This is a genomic window from Streptomyces sp. NPDC058662 (assembly GCF_042716255.1).
Classification (GTDB): Bacteria; Actinomycetota; Actinomycetes; order Streptomycetales; family Streptomycetaceae; genus Streptomyces.
In genome coordinates this window covers 65,732-83,172 of sequence record NZ_JBHXRU010000005.1, presented here as the reverse complement: position 1 = coordinate 83,172, position 17,441 = coordinate 65,732, and the positions used below count along the sequence as shown (strand labels likewise).

Here is a 17,441-nt window from a genome sequence, read left to right as displayed (position 1 = left end):
CGGCCACGATGGCGCCGGTGCTGCCCTCCGAATCCGCCGCATTCGCCTTCTGTGCGTCCGGGGACGCGGCCGCCGCTGACGAAGCCGGAGACGACGGCTGGGCGGTCGGAGCGCTCGGAGTCGGTGTGGGAGACGGGCTCGGGGCGATCGGCTTCGCGCCGGGCGCAGCGGGCTGCAGTTTGCGGAGCGGGGCCGGGTTGTCGGCCCGAACCAGCCTCGTGCGTTGGCGCCCCGGCCGCATCCGGCGGCTGCTGACGCCCGGCCGCCGGGCATTTCCGGTCAGCGGCCCCAGCGCAGCGCGGCGGTCTGAACGGGTGCGTCCCACAGCCGCAGGAGTTCTTCGTCGGCCCGGCACAGGGTCACCGAGCAGCCGGCCATGTCGAGTGAGGTGACGTAGTTCCCCACGAGCGTTCGGGCGACCGACACGCCGCGTGCCTCCAGTACCCGTGCGACCTCGGCGTGGAATCCGTAGAGCTCCAGCAGTGGTGTGGCGCCCATCCCGTTGACCAGGGCCAGCACCGGCCCGTCGGCCGGCCCCGCCTCGGCCAGGTCCTCCAGTACGGCGTCCACCGCGATGTCCGCGATCTCCCGGGCGGACATCATGGCGCGCCGCTCCCGGCCGGGTTCGCCGTGGATCCCGATCCCCAGTTCCAGGTCCCCGTCGGGCAGGTCGAAGGTGGGGCTGCCCTTGGCGGGCGTGGTGCAGGCGCTCAGCGCCACGCCGAAGCTCCGCGAGGACGCGTTGACGCGGTGGGCGGTCGCCGCGACCTGCTCCAGCGGCGCTCCTTCCTCGGCGGCGGCCCCGGCGATCTTCTCGACGAAGAGGGTGGCCCCGGTGCCGCGCCGTCCGGCCGTGTAGAGGCTGTCGGTGACCGCGACGTCGTCGTTCACCAGCACGCTCTCGATCCGGATGTTGTCCTCCTGGGCGAGTTCGGCGGCCATCTCGAAGTTCAGGACGTCACCGGTGTAGTTCTTGACGACGAACAGCACGCCCTGCCCGGAGTTCACTGCCCCGGCCGCCCGCAGGATCTGGTCGGGCACCGGCGAGGTGAACACCTCCCCGGGACAGGCCGCAGAGAGCATCCCGTGGCCGACGAAGCCCGCGTGCAGCGGTTCGTGCCCGGAGCCGCCGCCGGACACCAGTCCGACCCGCCCTCCGTCGCGCGCGTCCCGCCGTACGACGACCCGCCGCTCCACGTCGACGTCGAGCTCGGGATGGGCGGCCGCCAGGCCCCGCAGGGCGTCGGCGACCACGGTCTGCGGACTGTTGATCAGCATCCTCATGCCTACCTCCCGGGTGGAACCGGCGGGTGAGCCTCGACCAGTGTCCTCACGGAGCTGAGGCAGCGCCGGTGACGGGCGGGCGCGTCCGTGATCGCACGCCATGTGAACAGTGTGCCGTCACGCCGCGTACATCCGCGACGGGTGCTCACGCGACGGCGGAACCCGTGCGCGGCCGTCGCGACCACACCGGCACCCGAACCGCCTCGCGCACGTTGGACCGGTCGGTCTTACTATGATTTTTGGAGGACTCGGGGCAGTCGACGGCCGGTCCCTGGGCCGGCGGGAAGCGGGCACCCATGGCTGAGCGGCTCAAGAAATCGGGGCTGGTCGGCGAGCTTTCAGCAGAATTCGCCGGCACCATGATCCTCATCCTCTTCGGGTGCGGTGTGGTGGCTCAGGTAGTCGCCGGCGGGGCCCTCACGGACCCGGCGGGCGGCCTGGGAAACCACGACAGCATCGCCTGGGCCTGGGGCCTCGGCGTCACTCTCGGCGTCTACGTCGCGGCGAGGCTGAGCGGTGCTCACCTCAATCCCGCGGTGACCGTCGCGCTGGCGGTGTTCAAGGGGTTCCCCTGGAGCAGAGTGGCTCCCTACGCGCTGGCCCAGACGGCCGGGGCCTTCGTGGCGGCCCTCATCGTCCGGTGGAACTACACCGAGGCGCTGGCGAAGGCAGACCCCACCCACACGATCAAGACGCAGGGCGTCTTCTCCACGCTGCCCGCCAACGGCAACACGAACCTGCCGGTCACCGAATGGGGCGCACTCCGCGACCAGATCATCGGCACCGCCATCCTGCTGCTGCTGATCCTTGCGGTCACGGACTTGCTCAACACGCCTCCCGGCGCCAACCTGGCGCCGTTCATCGTCGGCCTGATCGTCGTGGCAATCGGTATGGCGTGGGGCACCAACGCGGGTTACGCGATCAATCCGGCACGCGACTTCGGTCCGCGGCTGGCCAGTTTCCTCACCGGGTACGGCGGAGCGTGGCGAGATCAGTACGGGCACTTCTACTTCTGGGTGCCGATCGTCGGTCCCCTGATCGGGGGTCTGCTGGGAGCGGGCCTGTACAAGTTCTTCATCGGCCGGTTCCTGCCGACCGCTGAGCCGGAGCCCCCCGGGCGGGTCCCGGCCCCGGACCAGAGCTGACCGGCTCTCCCGGGGTGGCCGTGATCCGGCGGCGACCCCGGGACAGTCCAAGGAGAGGCGGCACCCCATGGCGGACTTCGTCGGCGCGGTGGACCAGGGGACCACCAGCACCCGTTTCATGATCTTCGACCATGCAGGCAACGAGGTGGCAAGGCACCAGCTTGAGCACGCGCAGATCCTCCCCCGCTCGGGGTGGGTCGAACACGACCCGGTGGAGATCTGGGAGCGCACCAACTCGGTGATCCAGAACGCGCTCCGGCACGGAAATCTCTCGCCGGAGGACCTGGCGGCTGTCGGCATCACCAACCAGCGGGAGACGACCGTCGTCTGGGACCCGCGCAACGGCCGTCCGTACTACAACGCCATCGTCTGGCAGGACACCCGTACCGACTCCATCGCGGCAGCGCTGGAACGCTCGGGCCAGGGCGACGTCATCCGCCGCAAGGCAGGGCTGCCGCCGGCCACATACTTCTCCGGCGGCAAGATCCAGTGGATCCTGGAGAACGTCGACGGAGTCCGCGAGGCGGCCGAGCAGGGCCACGCCCTCTTCGGCAACACCGACTGCTGGGTGCTGTGGAACCTCACCGGCGGCCCCGACGGCGGCATCCACGCCACCGACGTGACCAATGCCAGCCGCACCATGCTGATGGACCTGGAGACCCTCGACTGGGACGACGAGTTGCTGGGCTTCTTCGGCGTTCCCCGGGCGATGCTGCCCACCATCAGCCCGTCCTCCCACGCGGAGGCGTTCGGACGGACCCGCATGTCCCGGCCGCTGCGGGCCGCCATCCCCATCACCGGTGTGCTCGGTGACCAGCAGGCAGCCACCGTCGGGCAGGTCTGCTACGCGCCGGGCGAAGCCAAGAACACCTACGGCACCGGCAACTTCCTGGTGCTCAACACCGGCACCGAACTGGTCCGGTCCCAGCACGGCCTCCTCACCACCGTGGCGTACCAGTTCGGCGACAGCCCGGCGATCTACGCACTGGAGGGCTCCATCGCCGTCACCGGCTCCGCGGTGCAATGGCTGCGTGACCAGCTGAAGATCATCAGTGACGCCGGCGAGAGCGAACGCCTGGCCCGTACCGTCGAGGACAACGGCGGCATCTACTTCGTCCCCGCCTTCTCCGGCCTGTTCGCCCCGTACTGGCGCTCCGACGCCCGCGGCGCGATCGTCGGCCTCGCCCGGTACAACGACAACGGCCACCTGGCGCGCGCCACTCTGGAAGCCATCTGTTACCAGAGCCGCGACGTGGTGGAGGCCATGGAGCAGGACTCCGGCGTCCACCTCGACGTGCTCAAGGTCGACGGCGGCGTGACGGCCAACGACCTGTGCATGCAGATCCAAGCCGATGTCCTCGGTGTACCGGTCAGCCGGCCCGTCGTCGCCGAGACGACCGCGCTCGGCGCCGCCTACGCAGCCGGCCTCGCCACCGGCTTCTGGCGGGACACGGACGAGCTGCGCACCCACTGGCAGGAGTCCAAGCGCTGGGAGCCCCAATGGTCCGAGGACCGGCGCGCGGAAGGGTACGCGGGCTGGAAGAAGGCGGTGGAGCGCACGCTCGACTGGGCCAAGGTCGAATAGCTTCCGGCCGAGGTCCGAGGGTGACCGAACGGGCCGCCACCCGTCGCGTGCGCGGCCCGTACCCGCACCGGCAGCACGAGGAGGAGACCATGGCGAATCCGGTGGCCCTCTCGCCAGAGGCACGCGCGGAGGCCCTCGTCCGGCTGGGAGAGGGCGAACTCGACGTCCTCGTCGTCGGTGGCGGCGTCGTCGGCTCCGGGGCGGCCCTCGACGCCGCCACCCGGGGCCTCAGCGTCGGCCTCGTCGAAGCCCGCGACTGGGCCTCGGGGACGTCCAGCCGCTCCAGCAAGCTCATCCACGGAGGCCTGCGCTACCTGGAGATGCTGGACTTCCGGCTCGTCGCCGAAGCCCTGAGGGAACGCGGACTCCTGCTACAGCACCTGGCGCCCCATCTGGTACGTCCGGTGCCGTTCCTCTACCCCCTGCAACACCGGGTCTGGGAGCGGCCCTACGTCGGCGCCGGCGTGCTGCTGTACGACACCATGGCCGCGGCTTCCAGCACCTCCAGCGGCCTGCCCCACCACCGTCACCTGCTCAAGCGCCGAGCCCTGCACGAGGCGCCCGCGCTGCGCTCCGACGCCCTGGTCGGCGCCATCCAGTACTGGGACGCCCAGGTGGACGACGCCCGGCACACCATGTTCCTCACCCGCACGGCGGTCGCCTATGGAGCGCTGGCCGCCAACCGCACCCGCGTCAGCCGCTTCCTGCGGCAGGGCGAGCGCGTGGTGGGGGCCGTCGTCACCGATCTGGAGACCGGCGACGAAACGGAGGTGCGGGCGAAGCAGGTCATCAACGCGACCGGCGTGTGGACCGACGACACCCAAACCATGGCCGACACGCGCGGCCAGTTCCACGTCCGCGCCTCCAAGGGCGTACACCTGCTCGTCCCGCGTGACCGGATCAACTCCCGCACCGGGCTGATCCTCCGCACCGAGAAGAGCGTGCTGTTCGTCATCCCCTGGGGGCGACACTGGATCATCGGGACCACCGACACCGACTGGACACTCGACAAGGCCCATCCCGCCCTCAGCTCCAAGGACGTCACCTACCTGCTGGAACACGTCAACAGCGTTCTGGCCACACCCCTGGTTCCCGAGGACGTCGAGGGCGTCTACGCCGGTCTGCGCCCCCTCCTGTCCGGTGAGGCCGCGGAGACCAGCAAACTGTCACGAGAGCACCTGGTCGCACACCCGGTCCCCGGGCTCGTCGTGGTGGCCGGCGGCAAGTACACGACGTACCGGGTCATGGCCAAGGACGCCGTCGACGAGGCGGTCCGAGGCCTGGACGAGAAGGTGCCCGACTGTGTCACGCAGCGCGTTCCGCTGCTCGGCGCCGACGGCTACCCGGCGCTGTGGAACTCCCGGCACCAACTCGCCGAGCGCTCCGGGCTGCACGTCGCCCGCATCGAGCACCTCCTGAACCGCTACGGCTCCCTGGTGCACGAACCACTCAGCCTGATCGCGGCCGACCCCTCGCTCGGCGCGCCGCTGCCGAGCTCCGACGATTACCTCCGGGTCGAGGCCGTCTACGCGGTGACCCATGAGGGAGCCCGCCACCTGGAGGACGTGCTCGCCCGGCGTACCCGAATCTCCATCGAGTCCTGGGACCGCGGGGTGGACGCGGCGCGGACCGTCGCGGAACTGATGGCGCCCCATCTGGGATGGGACCAGGCGCACCAGGGCCGCGAGGTCGACCACTACCTGAAGCGGGTAGCCGCTGAACGCGAGGCCCAACAGCAGCCGGACGACCGGACCGCCGACGCCGTGCGGCTCGGCGCCCCCGACATCATCCCGGTGCGCTGAGACACCCCGTCCAAGGACGCGCTGCGCGAGCCGGTGCAGGGTGTCCCGTCGCGCGATCAGGTCCTCGACCTGCTCGGTGAGCCGACGATGGACGTCGTCCAGTGCGGCGGCGAACAGCTCAGGATCGGCGTCGAGCAGGTCGCCGATCTCAGCCAGCGGCACGCCGGCCGCAGCCAGGGTCCGGACCTGGACCAGCCGGAGGAGGTCGGCCGACCCGTAACGCCGGTAGCCGGAACCATCGCGTTCCGGCTCGGCGATCAGGCCGAGCCGGTGGTAGTGCCGCACGGTTTTGATCGTGACACCGACGAACGCTGCCGCCTGACCGATCGTGAGCCCCTGTGCCATCGGCTCAACGCACCGTCAGGTAGTGGGCACAGTGGGCGGCTGCGGTCTCGCGCACCGCGTCGGCGGCGGAACGGAACTCCTCGGGCGGGATCGAGCGGCGGCCGCAGTTCACCTTCGTGCTCACTTCGAGGTAGGGGGTGCGGGAGATCACGGGGGCGAGGCTAGCGCGCAGCTGTTACCGCTCGTCATCCCGGGGCGGCAACGGTGCCGGTCAGCCCGTGGCCGCGATGGAGGTTGACCTTGACCTTGGGGCAGGGTGCACGCTCATCGCATGGCCACCTCGAAGGAGGCCGGTAGACAAGGAGAGATTCATCATGAGTGGAGGCAACAGCGGTTTCTCCGAAGCAGGGCTGCGCAGGCTGCGCGAGGTGCTGGCAGGGCATGTCGAGTCCGAGAGGATTCCCCGGGTGGTCGCCCTGGTCAGCCGCAGCGGCCAGACGCACGTCGAAGCGATCGGGACGATGCGTCATGAGGGTGGCGCGCCGATGCGCCGGGACACGATCTTCCGGATGGCGTTCACGTCCAAGCCGGTCACGACGGCTGCGGCGATGGTCCTGCTCGACGAGTGCAAGCTGCGCCTCGACGAGCCGGTGGACCCGTGGCTGCCCGAACTCGCCGACCGCCGGGTGCTGAAGCGGCCCGACGGCCCGCTGGAGGAGACCGTGCCGGCCCGGCGGCCGATCACCGTCCGGGACCTGCTGACCTCCACGTTCGGGCTCGGAATGGATTTCGATCTGCCGGCCTCCTCGATCAGGGCCGCGACCTTCGAGCGTCTCGACTACAGCGTGACATCCGGGCCGGCGCCCGACCCGGACGAGTGGATGCGCTGCCTCGGCGAGCTGCCGCTGTCCCACCAGCCCGGCGAGCGGTGGCAGTACGACCTCGGCAGCGAAGTGCTCGGCGTGCTCGTAGCCAGGGTCACGGGGCAGCCGTTGGAGACCTTCCTGCGCGACCGCATCCTCGATCCGCTGGGGATGAAGGACACCGCCTTCCATGTGCCCGCCTGCAAGATCGACCGGCTGCCGCCCCTGTACGGGCCCGATCCGCAGACCGGGGACTTCCTGGTGTGGGACGAGGCAGAAACCGGAAGGAGCAGCCGGCCTCCGGCGTTCCAGGGCGCCGGCGGCGGGCTGGTCTCCACCGTCGACGACTACCACGCCTACTTCCAGATGCTGCTGAACCAGGGCGTGCACGGCAGCGAACGGATCCTGTCCCGGCCCGCCGTCGAGCTGATGACCACCAACCGCCTCACGCCCGAGCAGCAGGCTGCCCGGGCCGGCATGTACAGAGGCATCGCCCACCTCACGGTCGGTCAAGCACAGCAGGGAGGCTGGGGCTTCGGGATGGCGGTGCGCACGCAGCGTGGCGACCACACGCCCATAGGCCAGTTCGGCTGGGACGGCGGTACGGGCACCACGGCCTACGCCGACCCGGACAACCAGCTCACCGGAATCCTGCTCACCCAGGTCGGGATGTCCACCCCGGACTCCGCCCGCCTCATCCACGATTTCTGGACCACGCTCTACCAGGCCATCGACCACTGACACTGGGCTCACTGAGCTCGACGCGGCCGATTCACATGGCCCGAAGGGCGACGTCCAGGTATCGCTGTACGGGATCGAAGAGCCCGTACGGGATGTACCGGGGGATCTCCGACAGGGTCACCCATGCGATCTCGGCGATCTCATCGAGGTCCGCGGCGTGCGCGGTCCCGCTGACTACCTCGCAGGCTGTGTAGGACACGGGCCGGCCGGTAATCGGATGGACCCGCTCGCCCAGGCGGCTGAGGGCGACCACGTCCAGGCCGGCCTCTTCCTTCGTCTCGCGGACGGCGGCCTCCTCGAAAGTCTCGCCCGGCTCGACCTTGCCCGCCGGGAACTGCCAGGAGAGTTGGCCCTCCGCGACCAGTCGCTTGACGAGCAGGACTCGCCCCTCAAGGACCACCACCGCACCGGCTACCCAAAGCGCGGGTCCAGCACCGCTGTTCGGCACCGCCTCTCCGTCAGCCACGTCGTTCGCCATTGTGGTCCTTGACCGACCCGTATCCGATCCGGCTCGTACTGAGCAGGGCGTGGGGGACGGAGCAAGAGGGGCATGGAGCCTTCGGGAGGGTCGCCATATCAGGAGGATGGCCTCATGAGTCCCCGTGCGGAAGGGAGCGCACGGCACGCGCACCGCGGCACGGGTTCATGCAGCCGGGCAAAGGCGAGCGCCGTGGTGGGGTGCTGCGTGCGGTCAGTGGTCGATGGTGGCCATGTTCGCCTCGTCGTGGCGTTCGCCCGCGGCCGGGGTGAGGTTGTTCAGGCGGTCGAGCTGAGCGGCGCTGAGTTCGACGGCGTCGGCGGCGGTGTTCTCCTCGACGCGTGAGAGCCGGCGGTTCCGGGGATGGGGGCGATGTCGTCGCCGCGGGTCAGCAGCCATGCCAGTGCGGTCTGTGCCGGGGTGGCGCCGATCTCGGCGTCCGGATGCACACCACGGGCGTGAAGCTCCTCCACCACCCGGTCGTCGGCGACCTCGACCTGCCCTTCGAAACCTTCGCGCTCCCCGACGGCCCCAGCCAGTTCCTCCTCACGTACACCGCCGAGCCCCACTCACCCTCGCAGGACGCCTTGAACCTGCTGGCCAGCTGGGCCGCGACCAAGGACGACATCGAGCGGTCCGCGGCGACCCACACCTCCCAGCCCGCCGACTCGGGTGAGGCACCCGACTGAGCGGTGAGCCACGCGAGCCGCGGCAACCTCAGCGGCGTGCCGGCCCGCGGATCTGCCGGCGCAGGAACTGCACCAGTTGTTTCGTCGTGGTCGGTCGAGGGGACTGGCCGGCAAGCGGTGCTGTCAGTAAGTACTGAGAGGATGAATGCGGGCATGATCAACGCTTCTGAGATCGCGGATTATTGGGACGCCGCAGCTCGCTCGTTCGACGACGAGCCGGATCATGGTCTGCGGGCGGGACACACCCGCCGTGCGTGGGATGAGCTGCTGCGGCGGTGGGCGCCGCCCGGCCCGGCTGACGTCCTGGATATCGGCTGCGGTACGGGCTCGCTCTCGGCGCTGCTCGCTGCGGCCGGCCACCGGGTGACCGGGGTCGACCTGTCCGCGAGAATGGTTGAGCAAGCTCAGACAAAGCTGTCGACCGCTGGCCTCTCAGGGCGTTTTCTCGTGGGGGACGCCGCTGCGCCTCCCACGGGCGGCGAGCAGTTCGACCTGGTGCTCGCTCGGCATCTCCTGTGGACCCTTCCGGCGCCTGAAAGCGCCCTGGGAGCGTGGGTGTCCCGGCTTCGGCCGGGAGGCACACTGCTCCTTGTCGAAGGGCGCTGGGGGGAAGCCGGGCAAGGAGAGCCGTATGTCACGGGTGCCGAAGCGCTGCCGTGGAACGGCGGGGTGCTTCCCGCCGACCTTGCCTCCGCGGTCGAGCCGCTGGTGGCATCGGTGCGGGTGGAAGACCTCAGCGACATCCCGGACCTGTGGGGGCGCCCGGTCGATGACATCCGGTATGCGCTGATCGCTCGCGTGTGATGCCCCGGCGCCGTCGCCGAACGCATCGAGGAGGGAGTGCTCCGAACTCCGAGCGCAACATCGCTCGTTGGGGTGCGCACACGCGCTGTCCCCGTGGCGGTCAGGCGGTCGCGCGGGAGGCGTAGGCGCGGATGTCGGCGTCGGGGTCGGTGGTGGCGGTGGCGAGGGCGGTGCGGGCCGCGGGGGAGGGGTGGGAGAGGAGGGAGAGGACGGCGGCCTTGCGGACATCCGCGTTCGGATCGGCCAAGGCCTCGGCGAGGGCGGGTACCGCCTCGGCGGACGGTGCCGAGCGGAGGGCGGTGGCGGCGCCGGCCCGGACCTGCCACGTGGAGTCGGCGAGCGCCGCCGCGGCCCTCGCGGCGTACGCGGGCGGGCATCCGGTGGTGGCCAGCGCGCCCAGGGCGGCGGCCCGGACCAGTGGATCGGGGTCGCCGATCAGCGCGTCGAGGGGTGCCGGGGCCGGGGCGTGCACGGCACCGAGGCCGCGCGCCACGGCGACCCGGACCTCGCGGGCGGGGTCGGCGCCCGCCGCTGTCAGTTCCGGCACCGCGTCCACGGAGACCAGGCCGCGTACCGCGGTGGTGCGGACGTCGATGTCGCCGTCGGCGAGCGCGGCGGCGTACACCTCGACGTCACCGAGCCGCAGCGTCCGCAGCACGTCGAGCGCGGCGGCGCGCACCGCCGGGTCGTCGACTCCCAGGGCCCCCCGCAGCCCGTCTCCCAGCTCCGGTTCGGCGGGCAGTACCTCGACGAGCTCGCGCAGCGCGGCCGCGGCGGCGGCCCGGACCCGGGGTGCGGTGTCCCGCAGGCGCGCGGCGAGCGCGGGGCCGGCGCCGGCCGGCAGCGTCTCGGCGAGAGCGGCGACGGCCGCGGCCCGCACCGCGGGATCGGCGTCCGACAGGTAGGGGCGGAGGGCGTCCAGGTCGGGGGACTCCTCGGCAAGGGAGAGCAGTCGGAGCAGTGCGGGGTCGGGCGCGGAGGCATCCGGAGTGCCGGCCGGTGCGAGCGCCTCCGGCGGGGCCGCCTGCGCAGCCGCCTGCGGGGCCGCCTGCGCGCCAGGGCGGGCGGCCCCCGGCGCGCCGGGACGCGCGTCGGGGCGGGCGGCGGGTGCGGTGTCCCGAGGGCCGGCCGTGGCCACCGGCACCAGCGCCACCTCGCCCAGCCGGCGCTCCGGGCCCGGTACCGGCGTGAACTCCGGCACCGGCACCGCGTACGGTTCGACGGGCCGCGCGGTGAACTCCATCGCCCCGGACGGGGACTTGCGCAGATCGAGGTGGTGCAGCCAGCCCGAGTCGTCGCGCTCGGGGTGGTCCATCCGCTCGTGGTACAGGCCCCAACGGGACTCGGTGCGGGCCAGGGAGGCCCGGGCGGCCATCTCCGCGCAGTCCCGGATGAAGCCGACCTCCGCGCACCGCATCAGCTCGTGGGCCGTCCGTGCCCCCATCCCGGCGATCTCCCGCGACATACGGGTGAACGCCTCCACCGCCAGTGACAGCTTCGCACCCGTCTTCGGCGGTGCCACGTAGTCGTTGACGAACCGCCGCAGTTTGTACTCCACTTGCGGCTGCGGCGGCCCGTCGGGATGGCGCAGCGGCCGGTAGACGAGCTCGTGGGCGGCGGCCACCTGGTCCTGCGGCAGCTCACCCCCGTAGGTCCGGTACTGCGCCGCGTCCTCACCGGCCAGGTCGCCGAAGACGAAGGCGCCGATCATGTAGTTGTGCGGTACGCAGGCCAGGTCGCCGGCCGCGTACAGCCGGGGCACGGTGGTGCGGGCGTGCGCGTCCACCCGCACACCGGAGGCGGAGTGCCCGCCGCACAGCCCGATCTCCGAGATGTGCATCTCGATGTCGTGGGTGCGGTAGTCGTGGCCCCGCCCCTCGTGGAACGTGCCGCGGGTGGGCCGCTCCGTCGTGTGCAGGATCGATTCGACGGCGGTGACGGTCTCCTCGGGCAGGTGGCTGAGCTTGAGGTACACCGGGCCCCGGTCGGAGGCCAGTTCGGCCGCGAACTCGGCCATCATCTGCCCCGACCAGTAGTCCGACTCCACGAACCGCTCGCCGTGCCGGTTCACCTGGTAGCCGCCGAACGGATTCGCGACGTACGCGCACGCCGGCCCGTTGTAGTCCTTGATCAACGGATTGATCTGGAAGCACTCGATGCCAGTGAGCGCGGCCCCCGCGTGGTACGCCATGGCGTAGCCGTCGCCCGCGTTCGTCGGGTTCTCATACGTCCCGTACAGGTAGCCGGAGGCGGGCAGGCCGAGCCGGCCGCACGCCCCGGTGGCCAGGATCACCGCGCCGGCCCGCACGGTGACGAACTGCCCGGTGCGGGTGTTGAAGGCGGCCGCGCCGATCGCCCGGCCGTCGTCGGGGTGGGTGAGCACCCGGACCGGCATGAGGCGGTTCTCGATGCGGATCCGCTCGCGCATCTCGCGTCGCCGCAGCTGCCGGTAGAGGACCTTCTTGACGTCCTTGCCCTCCGGCATCGGCAGCACGTACGAGCCGGAGCGGTGCACCTGGCGTACCGCGTACTCGCCGTGGGCGTCCTTCTCGAACTTCACTCCGTACGATTCGAGGCGCTGGACCATGGCGAAGCCGCGGGTGGCGGTCTGCCGGACGGTGGACTGGTCGACGATGCCGTCGTTGGCGCGGGTGATCTCGGCGACGTAGTCGTCGGGCTCGGCCCGGCCCGGGATGATCGCGTTGTTGACCCCGTCCATGCCCATGGCGAGCGCGCCGGAGTGCCGTACGTGCGCCTTCTCCAGCAGCAGCACCTGTGCGCCGCGCTCGGCCGCGGTCAGCGCGGCCATGGTGCCGGCGGTCCCGCCGCCGATGACAAGGACGTCGCAGGACAGCTCCGTCGCGTCGGCGAGGGCGGGAACGGGCAGGGGGCTGTCGACGGGGGTCTCCACGGGAAGTGCCTTTCAGAGGGTTTCGAGGATGTGGCGGCGCAGTGCGGCGGTGCCGGGGGCGTGCTGCGCTTCGCGCTTGCGCGGGTGCGGGACGTCCAGCACTTCGCCGCGGCCGAGCAGGGCGACCCGGTCCCCGAGGTGGAGGGCCTCGTCCACGTCGTGGGTGACGAAGACGACGGTCGCGCCCGTGCCGTGCAGGATGTCCACCAGCAGGTCCTGCATCTCGGCGCGGGTGTGCGCGTCGAGCGCGCCGAACGGTTCGTCCATCAGGACCGTGCGGGGCCGTCCGGCCAGGGCCCGGGCCAGCTGGACGCGTTGGCGCTGGCCGCCGGACAGTCGGTGCGGCAGCTTGTGGGCGTGCTCGGCCAGACCGACTCGGTCCAGCCACTCGGCCGCGGCCCGCCGCCGCTCGGCTCGGGAGACCCGGCGGATCGCCAGGGGAAGTTCCACGTTGGCGCGGACGGTGCGCCAGGGCAGGAGGGCGTCCTCCTGGAAGACCAGCGCCCGGTCGGCGGCGGGCCGGGCGATCCTTTCGCCGTCCTGGATGACCTGCCCGGCCAGTGGAGGGAGCAGCCCGGCGAGGGTGCGGAGCAGGGTGGACTTCCCGCAACCGGACGGGCCGACCACGGCCAGCAGTTCGCCCGGTGCGATGTCCAGTGTGACGGTGCCCGGCAGAGCGGCGTCGTGCGCGTGGCCGAGTCGTACGTCCTGGAGGGCGAGCGCGGCCCCGGGCGTCGGGGGCGCGGTGGGCAGGGTCGCGGTGCTCATGGGACCGGCTCCTTCCGGGGAACGGCGGTACGGGGCTCGGAGTGCGGGGCGGCGGGTTCGGTGCCCCTGTGAGCGGAGGTACGACCCCGGGCGCGCGAGACCGCCGAAGGTTTCGCCCCCGCGGCTCCCCGCCGGGCCGGGCGGGGGAGCCAGGCCGTGGCGCGACGGCCCAGGAGTTCCACCGCGGTCGAGGTGAGCCATCCCAGGACCCCGATGGTGGCCATGCCGACGAAGACGCCCGAGTAGTCGACGACCGTGTAGTCCTGCCAGGTGCGGTACCCCACCCCGTACTCCCCGGAGATCATCTCCGCGGAGATCACGCAGATCCACGAGACGCCGATGCCCACCGACAGGCCGCCGAAGATGCCCGGCAGCGCGCCCGGCAGCACCACCGAGAACAGCACCCGCGGACGGCTGCCCCCCATGGTCAGTACGGCCTCCTCCCAGACCGGGGTGAGCGCCCGGACCGCGTGCCGCGTCGACACCACCACCGGGAAGAAGGCGGCGGCGAAGGTGATGGACACGATGCCCTGCTCGTTGGTCGGCAGGAGCAGGATGGCGACCGGGACCAGGGCGATGGCCGGCACCGGCCGTACCACCTCCAGCAGTGGACCCAGCAGGTCGGCGGCCCACCGGGACCGGGCGACCGCCGTGCCGGCCGCCACCCCCAGCACCGCGGCCAGCAGGAACCCCACCACGATCCGCCGGAGGCTGTGACCGAGGTCCTGCCAGTACGGACCGGTGCCGAGGCGGTCGCCGAAGGCGGAGGCCACCTCGCCCACCGTCGGGAACTGCTCGAACCGCAGCCACAGATTGATGTCCAGGGAGGTGAGCAGCTGCCACAGCCCGAGGGCCGCACCCAGCGAGGCGGCGCGCACCAGTCGGCGGCCCGCGGTCATGACGCGAGACCCACGGCGTCCGCGTAGCGGATGATCCGTGCCCCGGCATGACCGTCGACGTACCGCTGGGCACTGGCCGGGGTGACGAAGGCGCGCAGTTCGGTGCCGTCCGCCACCCACACCGCCTTGTCGGCGAACCACAGGGTGCCGGTCAGCGCGTCCGGCACGTACGCGGCCCGGACGTCGGCTCCCCTGGCGGCCTGCAGCAGCTCCTTGGGGCTGTCGAAGGTGCGGGTGGTGCTCTGGCCCTTCAGCCACAGCTCCGGCTTGGCCGCGCCCGCCTCCGGGTAGGCCGGGGCCTGCACGGCCCGCTCCAGAGGCGCCGGGTCGACGAAGGCGTCCACGTCCACGTCGCCCACCAGTCCGGCCGACTTGAGTACGGGAACGTCCTCCTTCAACGCGGTGATGAGCTCCGGACGCAGCTGCGGGTCGAAGGTGGCGATGCCGTTGGCACCGTTGTAGAGGTAGACCACCTCGGCGGGCAGTCCGGTCTCCTCGGCCACCGACTCGGCGGCCGCGACCGGCTGCTCGCGCAGGTGGTCGGTGGCCCGCCGCTGCGCCTTGAGGAAGTCGTCGAGGACCCCGGCCCGTTCCTTGGCGAACTCCTCCCGGACCGTGACCCCGTGGAAGGTGGGCAGATTCAGTTCCGCCCCGTCGTAGAGGGCCGCGGCGCGCCCCTCGAAGGCCAGCTGGCCGGGCCAGGCGACGAACTGGGAGAGCGCGTCCGCACTGCCCGCGACCAGGGCCGAAGCGCCGACACTGGGCTGCTGGTTGAGCTTCTGGATGTCCTTGTCCGGGTCGATGCCCGCTCGCTGGAGGGCCCGTACCAGGGTGCCGTCGGCGGCCGAGCCCACGCTCGTGGACACCCGCTTGCCGCGCAGGTCGGCCAGCGACCGGACGGCCGAGCCGGGGGCGGTGACCACGGTGTTCAGCCCGCCCCGCAGGTTGTAGCCGGTGACCGCGACCAGCCGGGTCGGCTGCTTGAGCTCCTTGCCGCGGGCCGCGTTGATCAGCAGGGGAAAATCACCCATCGAGCCGATGTCGATCTTTCCGGCGGTCATCTGGGCGGTGATCGGGGCACCCGTCGCGTAGTCCTGCCACTCGACCTTGTAGGTCGTACCGTCCTTCTTCGAGCGGGCCTTGAGCTCCTCCTCGAAGTATCCGAGGGAGCGCAGCAGGGTGCCGGCGGTCACGGTGTTGATCGTCTTCGACTGGTAGCCGACCGTCACCGTGACCGTCTTGCCGGTGCCCTCGTTGTCGGCGCCGGCCGAGACGCCGCAGGCAGCGGTCAGCGGGAGCAGCAGGGCGAGCGCGAGCAGTGGGCGAGGCGGGAGTCTTCTGCTGTGCATGGGAGTTCGGCCTTTCACCGGAGCAGGTAGGGCATGTTGACGGTGACCGCGCCGGTGGGGCAGCGGGCCGCGCACGGGCCGCAGTACCAGCACTCGTCGACGTGCATGTACGCCTTGCCGTTGTCGGCGCGAATCGCGAGCGAGTCCAACGGACACATGTCGACGCAGAGCGTGCACCCGTCGATGCACTTGGATTCGTCGATGGTCACGGGCACGTCGGCGCGCTGCGGAACAAGGGGCATGGCGGTCTCCAAGGAGGGGGATCGGACGGAGCTCAAGGCCCCCGGGGGGCTCAGGTGCCGGCAGGGCTCAGAGGGAGCGGTGCAGCACGCCGCTCATCGTGATGCGGTCGCCGCGGAACCGGATGAACTCCAGGTCCACCGGTCGGCCGTCGGGCAGCCGGGTCAACCGCTCCAGCATCAGTACGGCGGCGCCGCGGGGGGCCTCAAGCACCGCGGCGGAGTGCGCGTCGGCGTTGACGGCCTCGACCGTGATCTCGGCATGGCCCAGAGGGCCACCGGTCAGTGACTCCAGGAGCCGGAACACATCCGTGTTCTCCAGGTCGCAGCCGAGAAGTTCACTGCCCACGTCCATGGGCAGGTAGGACAGGTCCAGGGACAGCGGCAGACCGTTGAGGCGGCGCAGCCGCTCGATACAGAGCACCTCGGTGTGTTCGGGCAGGCCGAGCCGGTGGGCAACCGGGCCCGAGGCGGTGACAGGTCCGACGGTGCGGACCTCGTTCGTCACCCGGCCGTGCTCGTGCAGCGTTTCGGCCAGGCCCTGGAGGCGGTCCAGGCCGTGCGGGTACTTCTCGCACACCACCACGGTGCCGACCCCGGGTTGCCGGTCGATGAGCTGCTCGCCGCGCAGCAGGTCCAGTGCCTGCCGGACGGTGTTGCGGCTGGTCCGGTACTCGGCGGCGATGGTGTTCTCCAGAGGGAGCGCACCGTCGGGGAAGCCGCCCGCCAGGATCTGGTGGCGCAGGAGGTCGGCGAGCTGCCGGGCCTGGTCCGCACGCAGCCGTCGGCGGCGCGCGGCGGCGACCGGGCGGGTGGCGGGGGCGGGTTCGGCTGGCATGGAAGGGAACGTACCGGCACTGTGGGTCCGGTGGTGTTGCCGCAGTATTGCGCCACCCACAGTTCTCTCTGTGCCGCGCTGACCTGCGAATTCATGCGTGCGGCGGCGAGATCCGCCACCGTGGCGCCCACATGCTGGACGACGAGGTGGCCACGATGCGGGTCATCGCGGACGGACCTGTCCTGGGCAGTGCGAAAACACTGGTGGGCCGGGTTGGCGGATCAGGGATTGGTCCAGGCGCCGGGAGCGCGGGTCAGCGCGGACACCTCGGCGGGCAGGTGGGACGATGCGACGTCGGCGAGCGTCACGCCCTCCAGGATCTCCCGCACGTTGGACCGGAGCGCGATCCACAAGGGGAGGAGCGACTGGGCGGGCCCGGTGTAGGTGAGGTCCGGGGGCCGGACCCCGCGTACCGAGACGAGCGGTCCGTCGACGACCCGGATGACATCCGCGATACTGATGGACTGGGCGGGCCGGGCCAGTCGGTAGCCGCCGTTGCCGCCGCGCTGGCTGAGGACGATACCGCCTCGGCGCAGGTCGTTCAGGATGCCTTCGAGGAACTTGTGCGGGATGTCCTGGGCGTCGGCAATGGCTTCGGCCTTCAGGGGCCCGCCCTCCTGTGCCGCTGCGAGCTGCAGCGCGGCGCGTACCGCGTAGTCGGCCCTGGCTGAGATCCGCATGGGCCCATTATCCCGTACGGCTTCGGCCTGCGTTCGTCGCGGGCGGCTACCTGCTACCGGCTGTCGGCGGCCGGCTACCAG

At 71.4% G+C, this 17,441-nt stretch carries 16 protein-coding genes and 2 pseudogenes; 6 read left to right on the top strand and 12 right to left on the bottom strand.

Going from position 1 to position 17,441, the window contains the following annotated elements; genetic code table 11:
• Positions 1-279 precede the first annotated feature (279 nt).
• Positions 280-1,284, bottom strand: a complete 1,005-nt coding sequence (gene dhaK / locus ACFWUQ_RS03985; protein WP_384532363.1) for a dihydroxyacetone kinase subunit DhaK — start codon at positions 1,282-1,284, stop codon at positions 280-282.
• A gap of 296 nt (positions 1,285-1,580) precedes the next feature.
• Here dhaK and ACFWUQ_RS03980 point away from each other — a divergent pair, with 296 nt between their 5' ends.
• The 3 genes from ACFWUQ_RS03980 (at position 1,581) to ACFWUQ_RS03970 (ending at position 5,816) form a co-directional block, all read left to right on the top strand.
• Positions 1,581-2,429 (top strand): MIP/aquaporin family protein, encoded by an 849-nt coding sequence (locus ACFWUQ_RS03980; RefSeq protein ID WP_384532360.1) that lies wholly within the window; start codon positions 1,581-1,583, stop codon positions 2,427-2,429.
• A 67-nt stretch (positions 2,430-2,496) separates the two neighbouring features.
• The gene (glpK, locus tag ACFWUQ_RS03975; RefSeq protein WP_384532357.1) at positions 2,497-4,014 is read left to right on the top strand and encodes a glycerol kinase GlpK; all 1,518 of its coding nucleotides are present in this window, start codon (positions 2,497-2,499) and stop codon (positions 4,012-4,014) included.
• An 89-nt stretch (positions 4,015-4,103) separates the two neighbouring features.
• Positions 4,104-5,816 (top strand): glycerol-3-phosphate dehydrogenase/oxidase, encoded by a 1,713-nt coding sequence (locus ACFWUQ_RS03970; protein WP_384532498.1) that lies wholly within the window; start codon positions 4,104-4,106, stop codon positions 5,814-5,816.
• A gap of 138 nt (positions 5,817-5,954) precedes the next feature.
• Here ACFWUQ_RS03970 and ACFWUQ_RS03965 read toward each other — a convergent pair.
• Together ACFWUQ_RS03965 and ACFWUQ_RS03960 are read right to left on the bottom strand one after the other, a co-directional pair.
• Positions 5,955-6,161: pseudogene (locus ACFWUQ_RS03965) on the bottom strand (MerR family transcriptional regulator); the annotation flags it as partial.
• Between the two features lie 4 nt (positions 6,162-6,165).
• The gene (locus tag ACFWUQ_RS03960; protein WP_384532355.1) at positions 6,166-6,312 is read right to left on the bottom strand and encodes a hypothetical protein; all 147 of its coding nucleotides are present in this window, start codon (positions 6,310-6,312) and stop codon (positions 6,166-6,168) included.
• Positions 6,313-6,475: 163 nt separating this feature from the next.
• On the opposite strand from ACFWUQ_RS03960, the gene ACFWUQ_RS03955 reads away from it, so the two are divergent.
• Positions 6,476-7,705, top strand: a complete 1,230-nt coding sequence (locus ACFWUQ_RS03955; protein WP_384532352.1) for a serine hydrolase domain-containing protein — start codon at positions 6,476-6,478, stop codon at positions 7,703-7,705.
• Positions 7,706-7,736: 31 nt separating this feature from the next.
• Here ACFWUQ_RS03955 and ACFWUQ_RS03950 read toward each other — a convergent pair whose 3' ends face one another.
• Both ACFWUQ_RS03950 and ACFWUQ_RS03945 read right to left on the bottom strand, forming a co-directional pair.
• Positions 7,737-8,171: an NUDIX hydrolase gene (locus tag ACFWUQ_RS03950; protein WP_384532349.1), complete on the bottom strand. Its 435-nt coding sequence runs from the start codon at positions 8,169-8,171 to the stop codon at positions 7,737-7,739.
• Positions 8,172-8,396: 225 nt separating this feature from the next.
• A pseudogene (locus ACFWUQ_RS03945) lies at positions 8,397-8,662 on the bottom strand (aldo/keto reductase); the annotation flags it as partial.
• Between ACFWUQ_RS03945 and ACFWUQ_RS03940 the strand changes: the two are divergent.
• Together ACFWUQ_RS03940 and ACFWUQ_RS03935 are read left to right on the top strand one after the other, a co-directional pair.
• A complete protein-coding gene (locus tag ACFWUQ_RS03940) occupies positions 8,627-8,872 on the top strand; it encodes a hypothetical protein (RefSeq protein ID WP_384532346.1) in 246 nt (81 codons plus the stop codon). The pseudogene ACFWUQ_RS03945 and the gene ACFWUQ_RS03940 overlap by 36 nt on opposite strands.
• A gap of 153 nt (positions 8,873-9,025) precedes the next feature.
• Positions 9,026-9,676 carry a class I SAM-dependent methyltransferase gene (locus tag ACFWUQ_RS03935; protein ID WP_384532343.1) on the top strand — a complete coding sequence of 217 codons (651 nt, stop codon included), beginning with the start codon at positions 9,026-9,028 and terminating at the stop codon, positions 9,674-9,676.
• Between the two features lie 100 nt (positions 9,677-9,776).
• Here ACFWUQ_RS03935 and ACFWUQ_RS03930 read toward each other — a convergent pair whose 3' ends face one another.
• The 7 genes from ACFWUQ_RS03930 to ACFWUQ_RS03900 form a co-directional block, all read right to left on the bottom strand.
• On the bottom strand, positions 9,777-12,587 hold the full coding sequence (locus tag ACFWUQ_RS03930; RefSeq protein WP_384532340.1) for a fumarate reductase/succinate dehydrogenase flavoprotein subunit: 2,811 nt from the start codon (positions 12,585-12,587) through the stop codon (positions 9,777-9,779).
• 12 nt (positions 12,588-12,599) lie between these two features.
• Entirely contained in the window at positions 12,600-13,355 is a 756-nt protein-coding gene (locus tag ACFWUQ_RS03925; protein WP_384532337.1) for an ABC transporter ATP-binding protein, read from the bottom strand.
• Entirely contained in the window at positions 13,352-14,254 is a 903-nt protein-coding gene (locus ACFWUQ_RS03920) for an ABC transporter permease (RefSeq protein ID WP_384532334.1), read from the bottom strand. The genes ACFWUQ_RS03925 and ACFWUQ_RS03920 overlap by 4 nt, the downstream gene beginning before the upstream one ends.
• Entirely contained in the window at positions 14,251-15,603 is a 1,353-nt protein-coding gene (locus ACFWUQ_RS03915) for an ABC transporter substrate-binding protein (protein WP_384532331.1), read from the bottom strand. The genes ACFWUQ_RS03920 and ACFWUQ_RS03915 overlap by 4 nt, the downstream gene beginning before the upstream one ends.
• Positions 15,604-15,617: 14 nt before the next feature.
• On the bottom strand, positions 15,618-15,845 hold the full coding sequence (locus ACFWUQ_RS03910; protein ID WP_384532328.1) for a ferredoxin family protein: 228 nt from the start codon (positions 15,843-15,845) through the stop codon (positions 15,618-15,620).
• A gap of 67 nt (positions 15,846-15,912) precedes the next feature.
• Positions 15,913-16,680, bottom strand: a complete 768-nt coding sequence (locus ACFWUQ_RS03905; RefSeq protein ID WP_384532325.1) for a GntR family transcriptional regulator — start codon at positions 16,678-16,680, stop codon at positions 15,913-15,915.
• A 221-nt stretch (positions 16,681-16,901) separates the two neighbouring features.
• Positions 16,902-17,360: an RrF2 family transcriptional regulator gene (locus ACFWUQ_RS03900; protein WP_384532323.1), complete on the bottom strand. Its 459-nt coding sequence runs from the start codon at positions 17,358-17,360 to the stop codon at positions 16,902-16,904.
• Between the last annotated feature and the right edge of the window lie 81 nt (positions 17,361-17,441).

Excerpts from the sequence above, each read along its gene's own strand:
- dhaK (WP_384532363.1), bottom strand. The coding sequence starts at position 1,284 with ATGAGGATGCTGATCAACAGTCCGCAGACCGTGGTCGCCGACGCCCTG.
- ACFWUQ_RS03980 (WP_384532360.1), top strand. The coding sequence starts at position 1,581 with ATGGCTGAGCGGCTCAAGAAATCGGGGCTGGTCGGCGAGCTTTCAGCA.
- glpK (WP_384532357.1), top strand. The coding sequence starts at position 2,497 with ATGGCGGACTTCGTCGGCGCGGTGGACCAGGGGACCACCAGCACCCGT.
- ACFWUQ_RS03970 (WP_384532498.1), top strand. The coding sequence starts at position 4,104 with ATGGCGAATCCGGTGGCCCTCTCGCCAGAGGCACGCGCGGAGGCCCTC.
- ACFWUQ_RS03955 (WP_384532352.1), top strand. The coding sequence starts at position 6,476 with ATGAGTGGAGGCAACAGCGGTTTCTCCGAAGCAGGGCTGCGCAGGCTG.
- ACFWUQ_RS03940 (WP_384532346.1), top strand. The coding sequence starts at position 8,627 with ATGCACACCACGGGCGTGAAGCTCCTCCACCACCCGGTCGTCGGCGAC.
- ACFWUQ_RS03935 (WP_384532343.1), top strand. The coding sequence starts at position 9,026 with ATGATCAACGCTTCTGAGATCGCGGATTATTGGGACGCCGCAGCTCGC.
- ACFWUQ_RS03925 (WP_384532337.1), bottom strand. The coding sequence starts at position 13,355 with ATGAGCACCGCGACCCTGCCCACCGCGCCCCCGACGCCCGGGGCCGCG.
- ACFWUQ_RS03920 (WP_384532334.1), bottom strand. The coding sequence starts at position 14,254 with ATGACCGCGGGCCGCCGACTGGTGCGCGCCGCCTCGCTGGGTGCGGCC.
- ACFWUQ_RS03915 (WP_384532331.1), bottom strand. The coding sequence starts at position 15,603 with ATGCACAGCAGAAGACTCCCGCCTCGCCCACTGCTCGCGCTCGCCCTG.
- ACFWUQ_RS03910 (WP_384532328.1), bottom strand. The coding sequence starts at position 15,845 with ATGCCCCTTGTTCCGCAGCGCGCCGACGTGCCCGTGACCATCGACGAA.
- ACFWUQ_RS03905 (WP_384532325.1), bottom strand. The coding sequence starts at position 16,680 with ATGCCAGCCGAACCCGCCCCCGCCACCCGCCCGGTCGCCGCCGCGCGC.
- ACFWUQ_RS03900 (WP_384532323.1), bottom strand. The coding sequence starts at position 17,360 with ATGCGGATCTCAGCCAGGGCCGACTACGCGGTACGCGCCGCGCTGCAG.